The following is a 23036-nucleotide window of genomic DNA, read 5'->3' on the forward strand; positions in this document are numbered from 1 at the left end:
CTCCCCCTGAGGGAGAGGGCGACTCGCCCACTTCGGCGAGCGGGGAGAGAAGTATCTTCCTGCCCCCCTACTCCCGCCGCAACTTCACCACCCGGCCATCTTTACCCCGCAAGAACACCGCCCCCGTCGCATCCATCTCCACCACCCGCGCCCCCTCGAGCGCCGCGATGAACTTTCCCTCCATGTCCCGCAAGGCCGGCCCACAAATCCGCTCCTGCCCGACCACCATCGGCCCCAGTCGCAGCTTCGCCCCCTGCTTCATCGCCCCGCGATACCGGTTGCACCCCGCCAGCCCCGAAAACGTGCCGCCCGCCGCGTCGAAAATCGCATCGAGCCGGGCGTAATCCATCACCCCACCGCCATCGATGTCCTCCGCCACCCACGGCCCGCCATCGAGCGCAACGACATACGGCGACGCCAATCCCGGCGGCGCCATCGACGCACAGGCCGCCGCCAGCCCGGCGCAGGCCGCCGCCCAGATGCGCAACTACTTCTTCTCGCGCCGGATCGACACCACGCCGCCATCGGGCGCCGTCAGCGTCGCCGTCCCATCGGCCGCAAACACCACCGCCGTCGCCGCATCGAGCCCGCTCATCACCGGGCCCTCGACCTTCATCTTCTTGTCCTCGCACATCATCCTGGTGCCCGCGAGCGGCCCGAGGTCGATGACAGTGCCATTCTGCTTCCAGCCGCCGCGAAAACGATTGCAGCCGCCGGTACCGTACACGGCGCTGGTATTCTGGTCGCCCGGCTCGAAGGTAATGTCAGCGCGCACCGAAGGATCGACCGCCGCGCCATTCACCGACGTGATCAACCACGGCCCACCCTCGAGCGAGCCGCCCAAAGCCTGGCCCGCGACTTTCGCCGCTTCACCCGTCGCGGTGCACCCCGCCAGCAGGAACACGCCAGCGATCAATACAGTCTTCATGGCCGATTACCCTTCGCGGTTACCGGCGTACGCAAAGCACGTCCGCGAGATAATATAAACCTCGTTCCGCCTGCAGGGCAAAATGTTCGGCGCTCCGATACCCCGCGCGCTTGCACAGGTCGGTCGCCGTTTCCGCCGCACATTTCATGTCCGGATCGCCGTTGACGCACGCCAGCGCGCGCTCGGCACCATAATGCGGCGCCGGAAAGAACTTCGCCGACATGCCCCCCATCGATGGCCCGTCGGGCGCCACGTTCGGCGCCGGCCGGCCCGCCCCGCTGCCGTCCGCCAACAGCCGCAACGACCGGATGTTGAACGCCATGCCGAGCCCCGCATCGACGGGATAGTCACGGTTGATTTCCATGCAGCGCCCGCCGAACCGCACTTCCGAACAGACCAGCCAGCGCCCCACCGCCTTGACGCTGCGCGGCGCATACCCCAGCCGGATATCGCCCTCGTCCGCCGTGAACACCTTCGCGTCGCCCCGATAGAAGCGATCGCCGAAGATCGACAATTGCGGCGTCGCGGTCGGCCCCACAGGCGGGGGCGCCGCGCCGGGCCCGGCGACCACGACCGCCGCCAGCAACCAACACCGCATCGTCATCGCCGCGATCATGCAATCAGGGCTTGCGTGATTTCAGCTCGTCGCGGATCTCGGCCAGCAGGACCTCGCTCGGCGTCGGTCCCGGCGGCACGACAGCCGCCGGCCTCATCGCCTTGTTGGCTGCCTTGACGAGCAGGAACACCGCGAACCCGACGATCAGGAAATTGATCACTGCGGTCACGAACGCACCGAACCCGAACAACGGCACGCCTGCCGCCTTCAACGCCGCATAATCATTCGGTGACCCCCTATAGGTCGCAGGGATATTTCCCAACACGAAGAAATTGCTGCTCAGGTCGATGCCGCCGGTCAACAGCCCGATCACCGGCATCAACAGGTCCTGCGTGAACGACGTCACGATCGCCCCGAACGCCGTGCCGATGACCACCGCCACCGCCAGATCGAGCACGTTGCCCCGCGCGAGGAACGTCCTGAACTCCTGAAACATCAATAAATCCCTGTTGCAACGCGGCCAGCCGCACTATCTATGCGCTGGCATGGGTACACACTTGTGCCACGGCGCGCGCCGACACGGAACGCAAAATCCGCAACAATCGCGCGCCATGATGGTTTTGAAGGGGACTGACACATGGCCATTCTCGCCCACCGCGCCGTAAACCTGGTTCTCGTCGCCGGCATGGCGCTCGGCCTGTCGGCCTGCGGGATGAACTCCATCCCGACCAAGGAAGAAAACGTCAAGGCCAAGTGGGGCGACGTCGAGAACCAGTATCAGCGCCGCTCCGACCTGATCCCCAACCTCGTCGCCAGCGTCAAGGGCGCCGCCGCCCAGGAACGCAATGTCCTGCGCGAAGTCACCGAGGCGCGTGCCGGCGCCAACCGCATTACCCTGACCACCGAGCAGCTGCGCGATCCTGCCGCCGTCGATGCCTATGCCGCCGCCCAAAGCCGCGTCGGCGCCGCCCTCGTGCCGCTGCGCCAGCTGCAGGAAGCCTATCCCGACCTCAAGACCAACGAGAATTTCCTGCAGCTCCAGTCGCAGCTCGAAGGCACCGAGAACCGCATCACCGTCTCCCGCCGCGACTATAACGAGGCGGTCCAGGGCTATAACACCGAAATCCGTACCTTCCCGTCGATCGTCGCCGCCAAGGTCATCTATGGCTCGAAGCCGATCGCACCGTTCAAGGCAACGACCGTCAACGCCGAAACCGCGCCCGCCGTCGCCTTCTGATCTCCATGGATTCGGACCATAACAACCGGGTTGCCGACAAGCTCGGCCGGATCGCGCTGATCCTGTCGATCATCGTCGCGGTGTTCATGATGGCGTCGACCGCCTTCGCCGCGCCGGCGTTCCCCAAGCTCGAAGGCCGCGTCACCGACACGGCCAACCTCCTGCCCGCCGCAACAAAAGCCAGCCTCGACACCCGCCTCGCCGCGCTCGAAACGACCACGGGTATCCAGTTGTTCGTCGCCACCGTGCCCAGCCTCCAGGGCTATGAAATCGACGAATATGGCTACCAGCTCGGCCGCAGCTGGGGCGTCGGCCAAAAGGGCAAGAACAACGGCGCCATCCTCCTCGTCGCGCCCACCGAGCGCAAGATCCGCATCGAGGTCGGCTATGGCCTCGAAGGCGTGCTCACCGATGCGGTAACCTCGCAGATCATCCGCCGCGACATTCGCCCGGCTTTCAAGGCCGGCGACCTCGCGGGCGGCATCGTCGCCGGCACCGATTCCATCGCCAAGCTGCTCGAACTTCCCGCCGACCAGCAAGCCGCCGCCGCGCTCCAGGCCAGCCAGGCCCAGCAGACCGCACAGCAACCCGCCAGTGGCGGCGTCGGCCTCAGCGCCATCGTCTGGATCATCATCATCGTCTTCTGGCTGGCCATCGCCATGCGGCGCGGCAAGCGCGGCCGCGGCCTCGGCTCCGCAGTGATCTGGGGCCCTGGCCTCGGCGGCTGGGGGGGCGGCGGTGGCGGTTGGAGCGGCGGCGGTGGCTTCGGTGGTGGCGGCGGCTTTGGCGGCGGTGGCGGCGGCAGCTTCGGCGGCGGCGGATCGTCGGGCAGCTGGTAATGCTTTTCAACGCAACAGACCGCGCCAAGGTCAGCGCCGCGATCAGTGCTGCCGAGGCCATGACCTCCGGCGAGATCGTCGTCATCGTGTCGACCGCCGATCACCATTATCCGGCGACCGCGCTCACCGCTGCTGCTGTCGCCGCGCTCACTTTGCCCGTCCTCGCCGTCTATCTCGGCTGGTCACCCGCGACGCTGTTCCTCGACTGGGACGCCGTCGACCCCGCCACTACCACCCTGCGCAACATCGAGATCTTCGTCGCTGCACAAACGCTGCTGTTCGCCGCCGTCCTCGCGCTGCTCTACTACACCGGCCTCGGTCGCCGCCTGACCCCGCACGGCCTGCGCCGCGACCGCGTCCACCGCGCCGCGCTGACGCAGTTCAAGGCGCGCGGTCTCGAGGCCACCGCCGGCCGCACCGGCGTGCTCATTTACGTCGACGAACCCGAACACATCGCCGAAGTCATCGCCGACACCGCCATCTACGCCAAGGTCCCCCCCGAGCACTGGGCCGCCACCGTCGCGGCCCTCATCACCGGCATCAAGGCCGGCGACCCCGCCCAGGGCATGGTCGCCGCCATCAACCTCGCCGGCGACGTCCTCGCCGCCCACTTCCCGCCGGTGTCGAACGACATCAACGAACTCCCCGACCACCTCATCGAAATCTGACATCACGCGACCTAAATTCGGCCGTCACCCCGGCGAAGGCCGGGGCCCATCTCCCAATCACCGGAATCGCACCCAAACCGGAGTGCCAAGCAACTCCCGAACGAAACAAATCCCACTCTCCGCCGAAGCAGCCGCCGCCCTACCCCTCCCGCCGCGCCACAAAAACAAACGCCGGCGGCCAGTTCCTTGGCTCGAACCGCACCGTCACATGGTCGAACGCCCGCCGCAATTCGCGCACCCACCGCGTCGAATATTGATACCCCACAAACGGCGCCCCCGGCACCAGCACCGCCGCCGTCGCCGCCACGATCCGCAGCCGCACCCGTGTCGGCATGATCGAGAACGGCAGGCTCGAAACCGCCGCGTCACAGCTGGCCAGCCCCGCCGCCGCCAACACCGCCGCCACCGTCTCCGCCGAGCCATCGATAACCGTCAGCCGCGGATCGGCGATCGAGCGCTGCAGATAGGCGACGAACTCGCTGTTGGTCTCGAACGCGAACAACCGTGCCTCGGGCGCCATGCGCGCCAGCACGGCGCGCGTCACCACGCCCGTCCCCGGCCCATATTCGACGATCGTCCGCGCCGTCGTCCAATCGACCGCCGCCATCATCCGCTGGGTCAGCCGCCGCGAGCTCGGGATCACCGACCCGACGCCGCGCGGATTGGCGAAAAAATTGCGTGCGAACAACAAGCGCGGCCGCCCGCGCTGGACGGTCATAAGGGCGCTCTCGATCGTCTCAAGCCGCTGCACTGGGCCGGGCAGCAACGCGTGCATGCCATTCCGGCAACCATGTCGCTGCTGCCGGAATCGGCTGGCCGACGCTGGCACCGAACTCGACGAACGCCAGCAGCATCAGGTCGGCCAGCGAGAACCGTTCGCCGCACACGAACGTCCGCCCTGCCATCTGCGCGTCGAGAAACAGGTATTTCTCCTGGACGATGGCCTTCAACTCGGCCGCCGCGTCCGCACTCAGCAAGCTCATCCGGTTGCTGAACAGCGGCCGGCCCTCGACAGCACGAAACGCCGTCGTCAACGGCTCGGCGATGTGCAGGTCGATCCACCGCGTCCATTTGCGCGTCTCGGCGCGATGCGCGGGCGTCGATCCGATGATCGGCGCATCCGGCTGCACTTCCTCAAGATATTCGATGATGACGGTGATCTCGTTGACGATCGTCCCGTCGTCCAGTTCGAGGCATGGCAGCCCGCCATGCGGCACCTTGGCAAGATATTCGGCGCGCCGGTTCTCGCCGGCCAACAGGTCGACCGTCACGCGGTCGACGGTCATGCCTTTTTCGGCAATCGCCATCCGGACCACGCGCGGATTGGGTCCGATCGAATCGTGCAGTCTCATGGCGGCTCTCCCCAGCCGGGCATGGGTGCCGGCGCGGTCCCTCCATGAGCAGCAGCGGCGGCGGCGTCAATCACGCCGCCGCCCTGGTCACGACAATTTAACGCTGGGATCTGGCTAACGCTAGGGTCTAGCGGTTCATGTACCGCTTGCGGTTGTCGCGATCGTAATAATACTGGCCGCGATCATCGTAATAATAACGCTGGCCGCTGCGATCCTCGTACCGGTTCTTGTCGGTGGTCACCACACCCAGCACGGCGCCCGCTGCGGACCCAAGGGCCGCGCCGGCCAGCACGTTGCCGCCCGTCAGCGCGCCGACCGCCGCACCACCGGCCGCACCGATCGCGGCGCCCGTCAGGGCGCGATTACCCTCGGTGTTGCGGTTGCCGTACTGGTCGGTCGTGCAACCCGAAAGCGCCGTTACCGCGGCCAGTGCCATGACCGTCATCTTGATCGTCATCATCTTCTTTTTCTCCAGAACAGTATTCCCAAAAACCATCCAGACCCGTTACGGTTCCAAAATCGGCTTCACTCGGCCAAAGCAGCTGCATTGCGTGCCTGTGTATCGGCATCGATCGGCCAACCCCGCACCACCGCTGCGCCCGCCAGCGCCAGCAGCGCCGGCGGCACCACGAACAACACTATCAGGCCCAGGATCGCATCCGGCGAATTGCGCGTCGTCAATTCGGGCTCGAACCCGATCAGGCCCAACAGGGCATAGCTGACACCGACCGGGATCGCGTATCCCAGCTTCTGCACCACCACGAGCGCCGCATAGAACAGCGCGGTCTTCTCGTGTCCCGTCCGCACCGTCTCGGCATCCGACAGGTCGGCCAGCATCGCCCGCAGCAGGAACGCCGGCGCCACCGCCGGAATGCCCGCCAGCCCCAGCCCCGCCGCCGCCAGCCAGAAATTGCCCCGCGGCAGCACCACGATCAGGCTCTGCATGACCGCATAGACCACCAGCGCCCACATGATTGCGCGGTGCTTCGACGTGCGCCGCGCGATTTTCGCCCACCACGGCGCCGCCACCATGCCGGCGGCAAAATAGAACAGCAGCATCGAACTCGACTGTGCCATCGTATAGCCGCGCGCCGAGGTGAAGAAAAACAATAGCAGCGCCCCGCCCAGCCCCGGCGCCAGCGACGACAGCAGGTCAATCAGCAGCAACCGGCGCAACAGCGGCAGCTTCACCACGCCCCATATGTCGGACAGCCGGTGATGCTCGCCGCCCTTGCGCGCCCGCTCGGGCACCCTCAGCACCGTCCAGGCCACCGCCAGCGGCAGCGTGCAGATGATCACCCAGCCCATCGCGTGCACCCCGATCGACGGATCATTGCTGCCCGCCAGATATTGCGCCGCCGGCGGCACCGCGAGGATCAGCAACAGTCCCGCCAGGTTGCTCGCCTGCCACCAGCCGAACACCCGCGAGCGCTCGTGATAATCGTCCGACAGCACCGCCCCCCACGCAGTATGCGACACGACCGCCGCCGAAAATCCGACATACATCAGGAACAGCCCGCCGAACGCGCGCATCGGGCTCAACCCCGGGCTCGCCATGAACACCGCGAACACGCCCGCCATCATCAACAGCGCGCCCGCCACCATCCACGGCCGAAACCGCCCGAAGCGCGTCTCGGTCCGGTCGAGCATATGCCCGATAAACGGATCGAGCGGCACGTCGACCACCCGCACCAGGAAAAACAGCATCCCGACGACCGCGAGGTCGAGCCCCAGCGTGCCGGCATAATAGGGCGGTAGATAGACCACCACCGGCAAGCCGACCGCCGCAATCGGCAGGCAAGGCGCGGCAAAAGCCGCCAACACGCCGCGCTTGATCGTCAAACCAGCACTCCCACCCGCCAATCGCGCCGCCTGTACTCGCAGCTTATTACATCGATGCAAGAATTCCGAAGCAACGGCAATCCTCCCCCTAGAGGGGGGAGGCGAGAGACGCGCCTTCGCGGCCCGGGTGGGGGTGTCTCCCCGCGCAAAATAAAGCCCTTAACGAACCCGCAATCACCCGCTAACCAAAGCCAACATTCCGGGGAACTCACCATGCAAAAACCGATCCTGGCAGCACTCCTGCTCGCCGCCACCACGCCCGCAACCGCGCAAATCATCGCCATCAAGGCCGCCCACGTCATCACCGACGCCGCCCAACCCGCCCGCGGCGCCTCCACCATCATCGTAGAAAACGGCCGCATCACCGCGATCAACGACGCATCCGCCCCGATCCCCGCCGGCGCGACGATCATCGACCAATCGACCCGCACCCTCCTCCCCGGCCTGATGGACGCCCACACCCACCTCACCGGCGACCCCGACAAGCCATTCTGGAACGAGGCCATCGAGACCAGCGAGCACCAGGTCGCCGTCGGCCTCGCCAACGCCCGCAAGACCGCCCGCGCCGGCTTCACCACCGTCCGCGACCTCGGCTCGGCCAACCTCACCGCCTTCGCCGTCCGCGACGCCATCAACGAGGGCCTGTTCGCCGGCCCGCGCATCCTCGCCTCGGGCCCGGCGCTGTCGATCATCGGCGGCCACGGCGACGTCTCGGGCTACCGCCCCGAAGTCAACGCGGCCCTCGCACAGGGCAACACCTGCACCGGGCCCGACCAGTGCGCCGCGCGCGTCCGCGAAGCCTCGCAGCGCGGCGCCGACGTCATCAAGATCACCGCTACCGGCGGCGTCCTCAGCCAGCAGGGCCGCGGCCTCGGCCAGCATTTCACAGACTCGGAGATGACCGCGATCGCCCAGACTGCCCACGGCCTCGGCCTGAAAGTCGCCGCCCACGCCCACGGCGCCCGCGGCATCGAGGCCGCCGCCCGCGACGGCATCGATTCGATCGAGCACGGCACCTTCGCCGACGCCGCCGCGATCAAGGCGATGGTCGCCAACCGCACCTGGTACGTCCCCACCCTGATGGCGCTGGTCGGCATCGACGACCGCCTCGGCAAGGGCATCTTCACGCCGACCGTGGAAAAGAAAGTCCGCGAAACCCTCGCCCTGCGCGGCAAGGCATTGGAGGCGGCGACAAAGGCCGGCGTCCGCATCGCCTATGGCACCGACAGCGCCGTCTACGAACACGGCCGCAACGGCGAGGAAGCCGCCCAGATGGTCAAATACGGCAAGATGACTCCCCGCGCGGTGCTGGTCTCCGCGACCTCCGGCGCTGCCGAACTCCTCGGCATCACCGCCGAAACCGGCACCCTCGTCCCCGGCAAAGCCGCCGACATCATCGCCGTCGACGGCGACCCCCTCACCGACGCAACCGAACTCGCCAAGGTGAAATGGGTCATGGCCCGCGGCAAAGTCATCGACTGAGGACTTTCCTGGCAGACACCCCTCACCCGTCACCCCGGTCTCTTCTTAGCCGTCACCCCGGCGAAGGCCGGGGCCCATCTCCCTCCCGCCCAAAAAAACGCCCCCTTGCCCCACACCCAATCCGTATTATACCCGCTACACACCTGATCCCGGAGTTCCCCATGCGTCATCGTTCCGCTTTGCTCCTCGCCGCCGCGTTCGCTGCCCTTGCCCTGCCTGCCGCGGCGCAAACCGCCGTGCCCGCATCAGCAGCAACCCCTACGGCAACTCCAGCCGCGAACACCCCAGCCGCTACCCTCCGCAAGCTCTTCAACGACAGCGACGAAGCGACCCTCGCCCGCAACCCTATCCAGGGCCTGTTCCGCGGCGACATGCGCCGCGCCGATCAATTCGGCGACTATATCTCCGACGCCTATCTCGCCGCCGAGAAAAAAGCCGCCGAGGACGACCTCAAGGCCCTCGCCGCCATCGACCGCAGCGCCCTCAACGCCAACGACAAGGTCAGCTACGACGTTTTCAAATGGCAGCGCAGCACCGATCTCAAGGGCTTCGACCCGGCGCTTCTCGCCGCCACCGTCGTCCGCCCGATCGACCATTTCACCGGCTTCCACACCTTCTTTCCCGAGCTCTCGTCGGGCGAAGGCGCCGCCCCCTTCAAGACCGTCAAGGACTATGAAGACAGCCTCAAGCGCACCGACGGCTTCATCAAGGCCATCGACGCCTCGATCGTCCGCTTCCGCCAGGGCATGAAATCCGGCGTCGTCCAGCCCAAACTCGTCGTCCAGAACGTCATCGACCAGCTGAACAACCTGCTCGCCCCCGGCGTCGACGAGGCCGTCATGATGAAGCCCGTCGCCAAGTTCCCAGCCACCTTCTCGGCCAACGACCAGACCCGGCTCAAGGCCGCCTACACCGCGGAGATCGGCGGCAAGGTCAACCCGGCACTCACCCGCCTTCGCGACTTCCTCAAGAACGAATATCTCCCCGTCGCCCGCAGCACCACCGGCCTGTCCGAAATGCCCGGCGGCCCCGCGCTTTACAAATACCAGATCGCCGCCACCACCACGACCGACCTCACTGCCGACCAGATCCACGCCATCGGCCTATCCGAAGTCGCGCGCATCACCAAGGGCATGGAAGCGGTCAAGGCGCAGGTCGGCTACAAGGGCACCAACAAGGAATTCTTCGAATTCATCCGCACCGACCCGCAGTTCAAGCCCAAGTCGAAGCAGGACCTCACCGACCGCTACTACGCCGTCGGCAAGCGCGTCGACGCCGTCGTCGGCAACCTCTTCTCGACGATCCCCAAGACCAGCCTCGAGATCCGCCCCGTCCCCGCCTTCAAGGAAAAGACCGACGCCGGCGGCAGCTACCAGGGCGGCACCCCCGACGGCTCGCGCCCCGGCGTCTTCTACTTCAACACCTATGACCTGCCGTCGCGCACCACGCCGGGCATCGAGACGCTCTACCTCCACGAAGGCGTCCCCGGCCATCATTTCCAGATCAGCCTGGCGCAGGAAAACGAGAGCCTGCCGCCGTTCCAGCGCTTCGGCGGCAACACCGCTTACGTCGAGGGCTGGGCGCTCTACGCCGAAAGCCTCGGGCCGGAACTCGGCATGTTCAAGGACCCCTACCAGCTCCAGGGCCGCTACGACGACGAGATGCTCCGCGCCATGCGGCTGGTCGTGGACACCGGCCTCCATTCCAAGCGCTGGACCCGCGACCAGTCGATCCAGTACATGCTCGACCACAGCGCCATGGGCAAAAGCGACGCCACCAGCGAAGTCGAACGCTACATCGCCATGCCGTCGCAGGCCCTCGCCTACAAGCTCGGCCAGCTCACCATCAGCCGCCTCCGCGCCAAGGCCGAAAAGGAACTCGGCCCCAAGTTCGACATCAAGCAGTTCCACGAACAAGTCCTGATGACCGGCGCCCTGCCGATGGCGGTGCTGGAACAGAAGATCAACGACTGGATCGCCACCAAGAAAGCCTGACCTTCCCAACAAGCTGTCGTCCCGGGCTAGACCCGGGACCCAGTTCCTTCTCCGCCGACGAAGAGCCCCACCTCTACAAACCTGTCACCCCAGCGAAGGCTGGGGTCCAGTCCCGAGCCCCCCCGGCACAAGCGAAAACGACCCACAAAGCCAGCAAGAAGCACGGGCAAAGCCCATGCCGACGTCGGACGGGTTCGCCGCGCTTCGCTCGCGCCGCCCCGCTGGCCGATCTTGGGCGAGTCCGTGCGCTGCTACGCTGCGCCCGGCCGCCCTGCGCTACAGCCCCCCAAAAGCCTGCAACCGCCGCGCCAGCACCTGCGCCGCCTTGGCATCCCCCGCCTTCAACGCCGCCGCCAGCTGCACCCCCTGCGCCCGCATCAACGCCTCATAGCCATCCCGCGCCGGCAACTGCCCCACGCCCTGCAACACCGCCGCCGCCTTCGCCGCATTGCCCTTGTCCAGATCCATCATCGCCAGCGCATAAACCGTCCGATGCACCGGATTCGTCGGCGCCAAAGCCCGCGCCTTGGCGAATCCCGGCTCGACCTCGGCCGGCTTCGCCCCCAGCACCGCCTTCGCCATGAAGCTCCCCAGCGTCGAGATCGCCCCGGCGTTCCACCCCGCCACCGCCGCCCAGCCCTCGGCCATCTGCGGATGCGCCGCACGCCACGCCTCGAACCGCACCCGGCAATCCTTGCCTAGCCCCGGGGACTTGGTCAGCTTGGCACGATACCCGATCGCAACCGCCTTTTGGAACAACGCCCCCGGATCGGCCGGCGCCTTCACCAGCGCCGCATCGAAATCGCCCTCGGCCTCGACCACCATCGCCAGCGCCTGGCGCTTGTCACTCGTGCCATAGCCTGCCTGCGTCAGCACCGCGCGCCCGGCCAGCACCAGGCTGTCCGGCGTCGCCTCGGCGCGGCCTTCCTTTGTCGCCTGAGCCCATTTTCCGGCATTGAACGACGCCGCCGCATCGGCAAAAGCCGGGCTCGCCCCACCAAGCAACAACGCCGCCATCAATACCCGCATCAGCTATCCTTCAAGGCTTCCGCAATCAGCGCCCGCGTCTCGTCCAGCCCGTACAAGGCAATGAACGATCCCATACGCGGCCCTTGCGCGCTTCCGATGAGGGTCTCGTACAACGCCTTGAACCAGTCCCGCAGATTCTCGAAACCGGCCGCCTTGCCCGCCTCATAGACCTCGAACTGATAAGCCTCCGCATCCGCGCCAGTTCCCACGGCCGCCAACCGCGCATCGAGATCGCGCAGCGCCGCCGCCTCGCGCGCATCCGGCGCGCGCCGCCGCAACCCCGGCACCACGAAATCTCGCGCATACCGCGCCGCATGATGCACCAGCCGATCGAGCGCCGGATGCGTCGCCGCCCCTGTCCCCGGCGCCTGCCGCGCCACATACGACCATAATTTCGCCGGATCATCGGTCGCCGCCACCGAAGCCAAATTCAGCAACAACGAGAAACTGATCGGCAAATCCACCGCCGGCGGCATCCCCTCATGCACATGATGAACCGGATTTCCGAGTTGCTGCTCGATCGGCTGCCCCGGATACTTCGCCAGGAAGTCGCCATATTCATCGATAGCCCGCGGGATCACGTCGAAATGCAGCCGCTTGGCCTTCCTCGGCGACTGGAACATATACAGCGCAAGGCTCTCCGGCGGCCCATAATCGAGCCACTCCTCGATCGTCAGGCCATTGCCCTTCGACTTCGAAATCTTCTGCCCCTCGGCATCGAGGAACAGCTCGTAATTGAACCCCGCCGGCGGTTCCGCCCCCAGCACCCGCGTGATCCGCCCCGAAAGCAGCACCGAATCGATCAGATCCTTGCCCGCCATCTCATAATCGACGCCCAATGCGACCCAGCGCATCGCCCAATCGACCTTCCACTGCAGCTTGCAGGCCCCGCCCGTGACGGGAACAGTCACCGTCTCATTGATCCCCGGCCGCACATAGGAAACCGTCCCCGCCGCCACATCGCGGTCGACGATCGGCACCTGCAAGACAATTCCGCTAACCGGATCGATCGGCAAGAACGGCGAATACGTCGCCCGCCGATCCGGCCCCAAGGTCGGCAGGATCACATTGATCACCGCCTCATAGTTCGCCAAAATCTTCAGCAGGACCGCATCGAACATCCCCGACCGATAGCATTCCGTCGACGACAAAAACTCATACTCGAACCCGAACCCGTCGAGAAACGCCCGCAGCCGCGCATTGTTATGCGCCCCGAAGCTATCATGCGTCCCGAACGGATCCGGCACCACCGTCAACGGCTTGCCCAAATTGGCCTGCAGCAACTCCGGCTGCGGGATCCCATCGGGCACCTTGCGCAGTCCATCCATGTCATCCGAAAACGCAATCAGCCGCGTCTTCACCCCCGGCGCCATCGCCTCGAACGCCCGCCGCACCATCGTCGTCCGCACAACCTCGCCGAACGTCCCGATATGCGGCAACCCCGAAGGCCCATACCCCGTCTCGAAAATCACGCCCTTGTCAGGAAAGCCATCCGGATACCGCGCCAAGATCTTGCGCGCCTCCTCATACGGCCAAGCCTTGTTTTCGAGTGCTGCAGCACGAAGTTCGGTGGCGTTGCTCATCTGTTCCCGCTAGTCACTAACCCGATGGTTTCTGACAACCAACCGCCCCAGGCGCAACCCACTACCTCCCTCCCCCCTGCGGGGAGGGCGACTCGCGCCCTCGCGCGAGCGGGGTGGGGGTATCTTCCTCCCGGCACAGCGGCCCACCCCCACCCATGACGCCCCCCGCCCTCACCGCAACCCACGCCGGCGTCTGGATCACCCACAACGGCGAAACCATCACCCTGTCCCGCGGCGAGGCCATCCGCCGCGCCGCCGACACCCCCCACCTCCTCCTCAACGCCCCCGTCATCGCCAGTCGCCTCGGCTACCCCGAGCTCGCCGGCCTCGACCTCCTCGAGCTCTTCGCCTTCATCCACCCCGCAAAATTCGCCGTTCCCACGCCCCGAGGCTTGGCGACTGCGCTGAACATCGACCCGCCCACCAGCGACTCCGACGCTGGCTTCCTCGCCCGCGCCGCCACCGCCCTGCTCGATACCGCCGACGACCCTCAATGGCCCCACCGCCACGGCGCCTGGTCCATCCTGCAATCGCTCGCCCGCCAACGCTGGCCCTGGACCGCGCCCCTTGCCCGCCGCATCCGCAAGCCCGACGCCCCCGAACGCTCGGTCTTCACGACCCTGCCCAAATGGGAAGAAGCCGCCCCGCGCCCCGCCCCGCGCACCATCGCCCTCACCGACCCCGCGATCGACACCCGCCTCGCCGACATGCTCGGCACCGGCTCGGAAATCCGCGAAGGCCAGCAAGCCTATGCCCGCGCCGCCGGCGCCGCCTTCCAGCCGCGCCGCACGCCTCATGCGCCCAACATGGTCCTCGCCGAGGCCGGCACCGGCATCGGCAAGACGCTCGGTTATCTCGCCCCTGCCGCCGCCTGGGCGCAGGACGCCCAAGGCACCGTCTGGCTCAGCACCTTCACCAAGGCGCTGCAACGCCAGCTCGACCAGGAAGCCGCGCGCGCCTACCCCGACCCCGCCGCCAAGCGCGAGAAAGTCGTCGTCCGCAAGGGCCGCGAGAACTACCTCTGCCTGCTCAATCTCGAGGATGCCGTGCAAGGCGGCTTCTCCAACCGCGCGCAGGTCTTCGCGCAACTCGCCGCGCGCTGGGCCGAATACAGCCGCGACGGCGACATGGTCGGCGGCGACCTCCCCGGCTGGCTGCCGGCGCTGTTCGGCCGCACCAGCTTCTCGGGCCTCACCGATCGCCGCGGCGAATGCATCTACGCCGGCTGCCCGCACTACCGCATCTGCTTCATCGAACGCGCCACCCGCGCCTCGGCACAGGCCGACCTCGTCATCGCCAACCACGCCCTCGTCATGATCAATGCCGTTCGCGGCCGCGCCGAAGGCGTCCAGATGACCCGCATGGTCTTCGACGAGGGCCATCACCTGTTCGACGCCGCCGACGCCACCTTCGCCGTCGAACTGTCGGGCCGCGAAGCCGTCGAGCTGCGCCACTGGTTGCTCGGCCCCGACCGCGCCACCAAGGGCCGCCGCCGGGGGTTGGCCGCGCGCCTCGCCGAACTCAGCGGCTATGACGACGAAGGCGCCGACGCCATCGACCGCGTCATCGCCGCGGCGAAAATCCTCCCCGCCGAAGGCTGGCTCGCCCGCATCACCACCGGCACCCCCGAAGGCCCCATCGAGACCCTGCTCGCCGCCGTCCGCACCCAGGTTTTCACCCGCGCCGAAGGCAAGGGCAACGCCGATGCGGGCTACGGCCTCGAAACCGAAGTCGCCGAGGTCCTGCCCGACGTCATCGAAGCCGCCGCCGCCGCCGCCCTCGCGCTCGCCAAACTCGCCGGCCCGATGGCCACCCTCGAAGCCCGGCTCAAGGCGCTGCTCGACGATCCCCCCGACTGGCTCGACGGCCAGGGCCGCGCCCGCACCGAAGGCGCCGCCGCCGGGCTTCGGTTGCGCTGTGAAACCATCGCCGCCTGGACGGGCTTGCTCGCCCGCCTCGGCAGCGCCGCCGACCCGGCCTTTGTCGACTGGTTCGCGCTGGCCCGCATCGAGGGCCGCGAGCTCGATATCGGCATCCACCGCCACTGGCTCGACCCAATGCGCCCCTTCGCCCGCGCCGTCCTCGAACCCGCGCACGGCGTGCTCGTCACCTCGGCTACCCTGCGCTCTAGAGTCGACGCCGATGTCGACAGCTGGTCCGACGCCGACGCCCGCACCGGCGCCAGCCACCTCTCGCTCGCCGCCAGCCATTTCGCCGCCGCCAGCCCGTTCGATTACGCCAACAACGCCCGCGTGCTAATCGTCACCGACATAAAACGCGGCGACATGCCCGCCCTCGCCCACGCCTATCGCAGCCTGATCGAGGCAGCCGGCGGCGGCACCCTCGGCCTGTTCACTGCCATCGCCCGATTGAAAGCCGTCCACGCCCGCATCGCCGATCCCCTCGCCCGCGCCGGCCTGCCGCTCTACGCCCAGCACGTCGACCCGATCGAAACCGGCACCCTTGTCGACATTTTTCGCGCCGAACCCCGCGCCTCGCTGCTCGGCACCGATGCGCTCCGCGATGGCGTCGACGTCCCCGGCGCCTCGCTCCGCCTCGTCGTCATGGAAGGCGTCCCTTGGCCGCGCCCCACCGTCCTCCACGCCGCAAGGCGCGCGGCAAATGGCGGCACCCTCCACGACGACCGCGTCACCATGGGCCGCCTCGCCCAGGCCTTCGGCCGCCTCATCCGCCGCGCCGACGACCGCGGCACCTTCGTCCTCATCGGCCCGGCGGTCCCGACCCGGCTGCTCGCCGCCTTTCCCCCCGGTACCCCGATCGACCGAGTCAGCCTCGATGAGGCGGTGAAGATCGTCCAACACGGCTTTACGAATCCGTCAGCGCCCACCATTGAAGTGGCGAATACCGACAGTCCGAACGCTTCCGGGGAGCGCGAGTGAAAACGCTGACACTGCTGCGCCATGCCAAATCGGGCTACGACGACCCGCTGCTGCGCGATTTCGACCGCCCGCTCAACGCCCGCGGCCGGACTGCCGCCGCCACCATCGGCAAATGGCTGCGCAAGGCGCAGGAAAAAGCCGAGATGCCCGATTTCGATCATGTCGCCGCCTCGCCGGCGGTCCGCGTCCGCCAGACCATCGACGGCGTCGAAACCGGCATGCGCGCCCGCCTTGCCCCGATCTACGAAACCCGCATCTATCTGGCGTCGTCGGCCACCCTCACCGAACTCATCGCCGGCTTCGCCGACCACCACCAGCACGCCATGCTGATCGGCCACAACCCCGGCCTCGAGGACCTCCTCCTCGAACTCGTCCCCCCCGGCAGCCGCAACCGCCACGAAGCCGAAATCAAATACCCCACCGCCACCCTCGCCCGCCTCGACCTCGATATCGACACCTGGTCGAAAATCGACGGCGGCCAAGCCGTCCTCTCCCACTTCATCCGACCCAGGGACCTCGACCCGACCTTAGGCCCCGACGAATAAATCACCTCTCCCCCTGCGGGTGAGGTCGAGAGACGCGCCCTTGCGCGGCCCGGGAGGGGTATCTTACTCCACTTCCCCCCTCCCTCTTCAGGGAGGGGTCGGGGGAGGGTCCCTGCTTCCTGCCCCCCTCCCTTCTTCAAGGGAGGGGCCGGGGGTGGGTGAGTCTGCCGCCCAACCCAACACGCCCCCTAATAAGGCGCCATCTCCATATCCCGCTTCAACCGCTCCTGCGCGTCCTTCCGCGCCTGCTTCTCGGCAGCCTTCGCCGCCTTGGCCTCGGCCTCGTCCCGCTTGCGCGCCGCGCGCCCGCGATCCTCATCCGACTCGTTCTGCGTCGTCGTCACCGAATCCACCGCAACATTGATCCCGGCACCGACAATCTTGACCGGCGCGGTCACGATCGTCGCCACCGTGCTCAAGCACCCGGCCAGCAAAAGCCCCAAAGGCAAAACCCAGAATTTCATGCAAACATCCATACACCGCGGGCCTGAACCCAGCCCAAACGGCGCCCCAAACGCGGCAATGTCCGCCGACATCCCCGCCAAATACCTGAAAAGCCCGGTTCAAGGGTAAAAATAACCCGCCGACCATCTCCAACCGGGCCGCCGACTAGCCCGGAACGCCTCCGAAATCCCCGCAAATCGCCCTCAGACGGTGAAACTCTCACCGCAACCACAACTCCCCTTGGAATTGGGATTCTCGAAAACAAACCCGGCAGCGAAATCGTCTTCCTTCCAGTCCATCCGGCTGCCGATCAGATACATCAGCGACCCGCCATCGATGAACAAGGTTCCGCCCGGCGTCGCCACCGCCTCGTCGCCCGGCTTGCCCGCGTCAACATAATCAAGGCTGTACGCCAGTCCCGAGCACCCACGCTTGGGCGTCGTCAGCCGCACCCCGGCCGGCGTGCCCGGCGCCTTGGCGATGATCTCGGCAATCCGGCGCGCCGCATCATCGCTCACCGTAATCGGCGCCGGACGCGGACGGCGAGCCGTAACTGCTTGTTCCATCACAACATTCCCATTTCGAGCTTGGCCTCGTCGCTCATCTTGCTCGGATCCCAAGCCGGATCCCAGACCAGATTGACCTCGGCCGAAGCAATCCCCGGAACACTCATCACCCGCAGTTCGACCTCGCCCGGCATCGTCTCCGCCACCGGGCAGTGCGGCGTCGTCAACGTCATCGTCACATTGGCATGGCCATTGTCGATCTCGACCCCGTAAATCAGGCCAAGGTCATAAATATTCACAGGAATTTCCGGATCGAAGATCTGCCGCAAAGCCAAGATGACCTCGTCATAAAGCTCGCCCCCCGGCGCATCGGCCGGCGTCACCTCGGGCGCCTTGGCCAAGAACCCCTCGAGGTAATCCGGATTCCGCTCGGCCATCGCCCGCAGCGGCGGCGCCTTGTCCACCGGCGCCGCCTCGCTGACTTCCTCGACCGAAAAGCTGCGCTCGCTCATCACTTACTTCCCGTCCCAAAGATCCGCGTGACCCGCTCGACACCCGCCGCCAACCGCGCCACATCGTCCAAGTCGTTGTAAACACCGAAACTTGCCCGCGCCGTCGCCGGCACACCAAGCACATTCATCAACGGCTGTGCACAATGATGCCCGGCGCGAATGGCAACGCCGCTTTCATCCAATATGGTGCCGATGTCATGAGGATGCACCCCCTCGATCGCGAACGAAAGAATGCCCGCCGAATCGTCCGGCCCGAACAAGGTCACCGAATTGATCCGCGACAACGCCGCCCGCGCCGCCTTGACCAAAGTCGCCTCATGCGCAGAAATCGCTTCAATCCCAATAGCTTGCACATAGTCGATCGCGGCCGCCAGCCCCATAACCCCGGTGATATGCGGCGTCCCGGCCTCGAACCGCTGCGGCGGCGGCGCATAGGTCGTCTTCTCGAAACTCACCGTCTCGATCATCGCCCCGCCGCCCTGCCAGGGCGGCATCGAGTCAAGCAGGTCGGCACGCCCCCACAGCACCCCGATACCCGTCGGGCCGTACAGCTTGTGCCCTGAAAAGACATAGAAATCAGCGCCCAGCGCCTGCACGTCGATCACGATCCGCGCCGCCGCCTGGCAACCGTCGACCAGCACCAAAGCGCCAGCCGCATGCGCCGCCCGCGAAATCCGCGCCACATCGGCAACACTGCCCAACACATTGGAAACATGCGCGATGCTGACCAACTTCGTCCGCGGCGTCAGCAACGCCTCGAGCGCATCGACATCGATCCGGCCATCCACCGTCAGCGGCGCCACATCGATCTCGATGCCCGTCCGGTCCCTGAGCAACTGCCAGGGCACGATATTGCTGTGATGTTCCAACGCCGAAAGCAATATCCGGTCGCCCGCCACCAGCCGCTGGCCCCAGCTTTGCGCCACCAGGTTGATGCCCTCGGTCGCCCCGCGCACGAACACGATCTCGCTCGCCGAAGCCGCCCCGATGAACCGCGCCACTGACTCGCGCGCTTCCTCGAAACGCAACGTCATCGTCGCCGAACGCTCGTAGACGCCGCGGTGCACCGTCGCATAATCCGGCCCATAAGCCTTTGCTATCGCATCGATAACAACCTGCGGCTTCTGCGCCGTCGCCGCTGTATCCAGATACGCCCAATTCCCCGCCAACCCCGGAAAATCATCCTTCCGGCTCGCGGCGACGGGAAGCGCCACAGTCACGTTCACAAGGCACCCGCCAGAATATCCGTCACCAACACCTCGACCGCTTCGCGCTCGCCCTCGTCCATGCCCTCGAGGGCATCCGACAAGAACGCCCGCATCAGCAAAGCCCGCGCCTGTACCGGCGGGACACCGCGGCTTTCCAGATAAAACAATGCGTTACGATCGAGTTCCCCAACCGTCGCGCCATGCGCACACTTCACATCATCGGCAAAAATCTCGAGCTCGGGCTTGGCATTCGCCGTCGCCCCACGCTCAAGCAGCAACGCCTTGAACGACTGCGCCGCATCGGTCTTCTGACCCTCGCGAGCCACCGCCACCTTGCCGAGATATGTCCCGACTGCACTGCCGCCAACGACGCACCGCACGACTTGCCGGCTGACCGCCGCCGGCCCCAGGTGCCGCACCGTCGTCACAATCTCCAGATTCTGCGTATTTCCGCCAATTATGATCCCACCAAGATCGAAAACGGCACCCTCATGCAACGCCACATCGAGCGCCACCCGCCCATAAGACCCGCCCGAATTGACGATCCGAAAATCGAGGCTCGCCCCAGCTTCGACCGTCACCGCAAAATCATGAACCGCCACCGCATCCGATGCTGCATCCTGTACCAGCAACCGCGTCACCCGCGTCCCCGCCGCCACCAATATCAGCTCTGGCGAAGCCACCGGCCACACCCGCGCCACCGACGCCAGGTCGCTATACCGCCAAGCTTCATCCCTTCGGGTCGGCAACGCGCTCATGCCGCAATGCTCACATAACCATCACGCTCCAGCACATGCGCAAGCTCAGCACCGCCGGTCCGCACGATCCGTCCATCGACCAGCACATGCACGAAATCAGGCACCACATAGTCCAGAAGCCGTTGATAATGCGTAATCAGCAGCGTCGCCCGGTCTGGCGACCGCATCCGGTTAATCCCGTCCGAAACCACCCGCAGCGCATCGATATCGAGCCCCGAATCCGTCTCGTCGAGCACCGCCAGCTTGGGCTCGAGCACCGCCATCTGCACCATCTCGTTGCGCTTCTTCTCGCCGCCCGAGAACCCCTGGTTCACCGACCGCTTGAGCATCTCATACGGTAGCCCCAACTCGCCCGCCGCCGCTTTCACCAGCTTCATGAACTCGGCGCCCGAAGCTTCCTTCTCGCTGCGCTGAACCCGCTGGGCATTAAGCGCCGTCCGCAGGAACATCAGGTTCGAAACGCCCGGAATCTCGACCGGATACTGCAATCCGAGGAACACCCCCGCCGCCGCTCGCTCATGCGGCGCCAGTGCCAGCAGATCCTGGCCATCGAACGTCACCGACCCAGCCGTAACCTCGTACCCGGTGCGGCCCGCCAGCACATACGAAAGCGTCGATTTCCCCGCGCCATTCGGCCCCATGATGGCATGGACCTCGCCCGCGCCGACGTTCAACGTCAGCCCCTTGAGGATTTCCTTGCCGTCGATTTCGGCGTGCAGATTGTCGATCTTCAACATCAGATTTTCGTATCCGTTTTTACCGTCGCCGCCGCCGTCTGGCGCTTGACGATCGTCACCACCGCGTTGCCGCGCAATTCATCGTCGATCGCCTGAACCGAAGCTTCCGCCACCGCGTCCGCCATCGGCTGTCCGTCCTTGGGATGCCCGATCAGGCGAAATTTCGCGACCTTGACCAACAGATCGTCACGCGCCGCCTTGCAGGTCTTCAGGATGCCAAGCGCCAGCGATCCAGCCGCCTCGTCACCTACCGGGATCGCCGCCGCGTGCCCCGAAATACACTCGGCATAGACCGTGGTCGCCGCATCCATTACCTTCTGCGCCGCCATGCCCTCGCTATCGACGCGAGGCGCCGGCACCTGGTTGCAAGCCGCCAGCCCGAACGCCGCTAAAACCAGCAAACGCCGCATCACCCGACACTCCCCTCGAGTGAAATCCCCAGCAACTTCTGCGCCTCGACGGCAAATTCCATCGGCAGTTGCTGCAGCACTTCCTTGCAAAAGCCATTGACGATCAACGCCACCGCCGCCTCGGCATCGAGCCCACGCGACTGCGCATAGAACAGCTGGTCCTCGGAAATCTTCGACGTCGTTGCTTCATGCTCGATGATCGCCGACGGGTTGCGCACCTCGATATACGGCACCGTATGCGCCCCGCATTCGGACCCTAGCAGCAGCGAATCGCACTGCGTATGGTTCCGCGCACCCTCGGCCGAAGCCGCGACCCGCACCAGCCCGCGATACGTCCCCTGCGACCGTCCCGCCGAAATCCCCTTCGACACGATCGTCGACCGCGTGCCCTTGCCGAGATGGATCATCTTGGTCCCGGTATCGGCCTGCTGACGATTATTCGTCACCGCCACCGAATAAAATTCGCCAACCGAATCCTCTCCCGAAAGCACGCACGACGGATATTTCCACGTAATCGCCGACCCGGTCTCGACCTGCGTCCAACTCACCTTGCTACGCTTGCCCAGGCAGTTCGCCCGCTTGGTCACGAAATTATAAATCCCGCCCAGACCGTTCGCATCGCCCGGATACCAGTTCTGCACCGTCGAATATTTGATCTCGGCATCGTCCATCGTCACCAATTCGACGACCGCCGCATGCAGCTGGTTCTCGTCGCGCATCGGCGCCGTGCACCCTTCCAGGTACGACACATGCGAACCCTTTTCGGCGATGATGAGCGTCCGCTCGAACTGCCCGGTATTCGCCGCATTGATGCGGAAATACGTGCTCAACTCCATCGGGCAGCGCACGCCTTCGGGAATGTAAACGAACGTCCCATCCGAAAAAACCGCCGAATTCAGGCACGCAAAGAAGTTATCATGCTGCGGCACTACGCTACCCAGCCACTTGCGCACCAGGTCGGGATATTCCTTCACCGCCTCGCTGATCGACCGGAAGATCACCCCGGCCTTCTCCAACTCGGCGCGGAAGGTTGTCGCCACGCTCACCGAATCGAACACCGCATCGACGGCAATCCGACGCGAGCCTTCAACGCCGGCCAGCATCTCCTGCTCGGCAATCGGAATCCCCAATTTCTCGTACGTCCGGCGAATCTCGGGATCCAGCTCGTCCAAGGACCCGATCGTCGGCTTCGATTTCGGCGCCGCGTAATAATAGGCGTCCTGGTAATCGATCGGCTTCAGATCGAGCTTGGCCCAATCCGGCGCCTCCATCGTCAACCAGCGCCGAAACGCCTTCAACCGCCACTCGAGCAGCCACGCCGGCTCGCCTTTTTTCGCCGAAATATAGCGAACCGTGTCCTCGTTCAGCCCCTTCGGCGCCATCTCGGACTCGATATCCGAAATGAAGCCCCATTTGTACGTCGCCAGGTCGGCCACCGCGGCGCGGGCTTCCGCATCTTGCACCGGCGCCTCTTGCGCCATTGCGAACGCCGCCTCAGCCGCCATC

Annotated in this window: 25 protein-coding genes; 7 read left to right on the forward strand and 18 right to left on the reverse strand. The window is 66.1% G+C overall.

From position 1 onward, the window contains the following. Window positions 1-67: 67 nt before the first annotated feature. Genes IEW98_RS12980 through mscL form a run of 4 tightly spaced genes read right to left on the reverse strand, consistent with a single transcriptional unit; the run spans window position 68 to window position 1980 of the window. A complete protein-coding gene (locus IEW98_RS12980) occupies window positions 68-487 on the reverse strand; it encodes an META domain-containing protein (RefSeq protein WP_188763402.1) in 420 nt (139 codons plus the stop codon). Next, window positions 488-928, reverse strand: a complete 441-nt coding sequence (locus tag IEW98_RS12985) for an META domain-containing protein (protein WP_188763404.1) — start codon at window positions 926-928, stop codon at window positions 488-490. A gap of 19 nt (window positions 929-947) precedes the next feature. After that, entirely contained in the window at window positions 948-1532 is a 585-nt protein-coding gene (locus IEW98_RS12990; RefSeq protein ID WP_188763405.1) for a hypothetical protein, read from the reverse strand. 16 nt (window positions 1533-1548) lie between these two features. After that, complete coding sequence (mscL, locus tag IEW98_RS12995) at window positions 1549-1980, reverse strand: large conductance mechanosensitive channel protein MscL (RefSeq protein ID WP_188763407.1); 432 nt, start codon at window positions 1978-1980, stop codon at window positions 1549-1551. Between the two features lie 141 nt (window positions 1981-2121). Between mscL and IEW98_RS13000 the strand changes: the two genes are divergently transcribed. From IEW98_RS13000 to IEW98_RS13010, 3 genes are read left to right on the forward strand one after another with little or no spacing between them, the layout of a single operon-like run. Further along, a complete protein-coding gene (locus IEW98_RS13000; RefSeq protein ID WP_188763409.1) occupies window positions 2122-2721 on the forward strand; it encodes a LemA family protein in 600 nt (199 codons plus the stop codon). A 5-nt stretch (window positions 2722-2726) separates the two neighbouring features. Beyond that, the gene (locus IEW98_RS13005) at window positions 2727-3560 is read left to right on the forward strand and encodes a TPM domain-containing protein (protein WP_188763411.1); all 834 of its coding nucleotides are present in this window, start codon (window positions 2727-2729) and stop codon (window positions 3558-3560) included. After that, a complete protein-coding gene (locus IEW98_RS13010) occupies window positions 3560-4228 on the forward strand; it encodes a TPM domain-containing protein (RefSeq protein ID WP_188763413.1) in 669 nt (222 codons plus the stop codon). Before IEW98_RS13005 ends, IEW98_RS13010 begins: the two co-directional genes overlap by 1 nt. A 139-nt stretch (window positions 4229-4367) precedes the next feature. On the opposite strand, the gene IEW98_RS13015 is transcribed toward IEW98_RS13010, so the two are convergent. The 4 genes from IEW98_RS13015 to IEW98_RS13030 all read right to left on the reverse strand — a co-directional run bounded on the left by IEW98_RS13015 (window position 4368) and on the right by IEW98_RS13030 (window position 7422). After that, a complete protein-coding gene (locus tag IEW98_RS13015; RefSeq protein ID WP_188763415.1) occupies window positions 4368-4946 on the reverse strand; it encodes a class I SAM-dependent methyltransferase in 579 nt (192 codons plus the stop codon). A gap of 19 nt (window positions 4947-4965) precedes the next feature. Next, the gene (locus tag IEW98_RS13020) at window positions 4966-5580 is read right to left on the reverse strand and encodes a glutathione S-transferase family protein (RefSeq protein WP_188763416.1); all 615 of its coding nucleotides are present in this window, start codon (window positions 5578-5580) and stop codon (window positions 4966-4968) included. Between the two features lie 127 nt (window positions 5581-5707). Beyond that, window positions 5708-6040, reverse strand: coding sequence for a YMGG-like glycine zipper-containing protein (locus IEW98_RS13025; RefSeq protein WP_188763418.1), 333 nt, complete (start codon window positions 6038-6040; stop codon window positions 5708-5710). Between the two features lie 65 nt (window positions 6041-6105). Then, a complete protein-coding gene (locus IEW98_RS13030) occupies window positions 6106-7422 on the reverse strand; it encodes an MFS transporter (RefSeq protein WP_188763420.1) in 1317 nt (438 codons plus the stop codon). Window positions 7423-7635: 213 nt separating this feature from the next. Here IEW98_RS13030 and IEW98_RS13035 point away from each other — a divergent pair, with 213 nt between their 5' ends. Both IEW98_RS13035 and IEW98_RS13040 read left to right on the forward strand, forming a co-directional pair. After that, the gene (locus IEW98_RS13035; RefSeq protein ID WP_188763422.1) at window positions 7636-8904 is read left to right on the forward strand and encodes a metal-dependent hydrolase family protein; all 1269 of its coding nucleotides are present in this window, start codon (window positions 7636-7638) and stop codon (window positions 8902-8904) included. 161 nt (window positions 8905-9065) lie between these two features. Continuing rightward, window positions 9066-10898: a DUF885 domain-containing protein gene (locus IEW98_RS13040; RefSeq protein ID WP_188763424.1), complete on the forward strand. Its 1833-nt coding sequence runs from the start codon at window positions 9066-9068 to the stop codon at window positions 10896-10898. Between the two features lie 276 nt (window positions 10899-11174). On the opposite strand, the gene IEW98_RS13045 is transcribed toward IEW98_RS13040, so the two are convergent. Next, complete coding sequence (locus IEW98_RS13045) at window positions 11175-11927, reverse strand: hypothetical protein (RefSeq protein WP_188763426.1); 753 nt, start codon at window positions 11925-11927, stop codon at window positions 11175-11177. After that, entirely contained in the window at window positions 11927-13510 is a 1584-nt protein-coding gene (locus tag IEW98_RS13050) for a lysine--tRNA ligase (protein ID WP_188763428.1), read from the reverse strand. The genes IEW98_RS13045 and IEW98_RS13050 overlap by 1 nt, the downstream gene beginning before the upstream one ends. A 155-nt stretch (window positions 13511-13665) precedes the next feature. Between IEW98_RS13050 and IEW98_RS13055 the strand changes: the two genes are divergently transcribed. After that, window positions 13666-16410: an ATP-dependent DNA helicase gene (locus IEW98_RS13055; protein WP_188763430.1), complete on the forward strand. Its 2745-nt coding sequence runs from the start codon at window positions 13666-13668 to the stop codon at window positions 16408-16410. Beyond that, window positions 16407-16955, forward strand: coding sequence for a SixA phosphatase family protein (locus IEW98_RS13060; protein ID WP_188763432.1), 549 nt, complete (start codon window positions 16407-16409; stop codon window positions 16953-16955). The genes IEW98_RS13055 and IEW98_RS13060 overlap by 4 nt, the downstream gene beginning before the upstream one ends. A 188-nt stretch (window positions 16956-17143) precedes the next feature. On the opposite strand, the gene IEW98_RS13065 is transcribed toward IEW98_RS13060, so the two are convergent. The 8 genes from IEW98_RS13065 to sufB all read right to left on the reverse strand — a co-directional run bounded on the left by IEW98_RS13065 (window position 17144) and on the right by sufB (window position 23011). Further along, a complete protein-coding gene (locus tag IEW98_RS13065; RefSeq protein ID WP_243450757.1) occupies window positions 17144-17419 on the reverse strand; it encodes a hypothetical protein in 276 nt (91 codons plus the stop codon). 183 nt (window positions 17420-17602) lie between these two features. Beyond that, window positions 17603-17965, reverse strand: coding sequence for a HesB/IscA family protein (locus IEW98_RS13070; RefSeq protein WP_188763436.1), 363 nt, complete (start codon window positions 17963-17965; stop codon window positions 17603-17605). After that, window positions 17965-18420, reverse strand: a complete 456-nt coding sequence (locus IEW98_RS13075) for a DUF59 domain-containing protein (RefSeq protein WP_371870778.1) — start codon at window positions 18418-18420, stop codon at window positions 17965-17967. Before IEW98_RS13075 ends, IEW98_RS13070 begins: the two co-directional genes overlap by 1 nt. Beyond that, a complete protein-coding gene (locus tag IEW98_RS13080) occupies window positions 18417-19637 on the reverse strand; it encodes an aminotransferase class V-fold PLP-dependent enzyme (protein ID WP_188763515.1) in 1221 nt (406 codons plus the stop codon). The genes IEW98_RS13075 and IEW98_RS13080 overlap by 4 nt, the downstream gene beginning before the upstream one ends. Window positions 19638-19639: 2 nt before the next feature. Further along, window positions 19640-20383: a SufD family Fe-S cluster assembly protein gene (locus IEW98_RS13085; protein ID WP_188763439.1), complete on the reverse strand. Its 744-nt coding sequence runs from the start codon at window positions 20381-20383 to the stop codon at window positions 19640-19642. Next, window positions 20380-21120 carry a Fe-S cluster assembly ATPase SufC gene (sufC, locus tag IEW98_RS13090; protein WP_188763442.1) on the reverse strand — a complete coding sequence of 247 codons (741 nt, stop codon included), beginning with the start codon at window positions 21118-21120 and terminating at the stop codon, window positions 20380-20382. Before sufC ends, IEW98_RS13085 begins: the two co-directional genes overlap by 4 nt. After that, a complete protein-coding gene (locus tag IEW98_RS13095; RefSeq protein ID WP_188763444.1) occupies window positions 21120-21533 on the reverse strand; it encodes a hypothetical protein in 414 nt (137 codons plus the stop codon). Before IEW98_RS13095 ends, sufC begins: the two co-directional genes overlap by 1 nt. Next, entirely contained in the window at window positions 21530-23011 is a 1482-nt protein-coding gene (gene sufB, locus IEW98_RS13100; protein WP_188763517.1) for a Fe-S cluster assembly protein SufB, read from the reverse strand. Before sufB ends, IEW98_RS13095 begins: the two co-directional genes overlap by 4 nt. Between the last annotated feature and the right edge of the window lie 25 nt (window positions 23012-23036).

It is taken from the genome of Sandarakinorhabdus glacialis (assembly GCF_014643455.1).
GTDB lineage: Bacteria > Pseudomonadota > Alphaproteobacteria > Sphingomonadales > Sphingomonadaceae > Sandarakinorhabdus > Sandarakinorhabdus glacialis.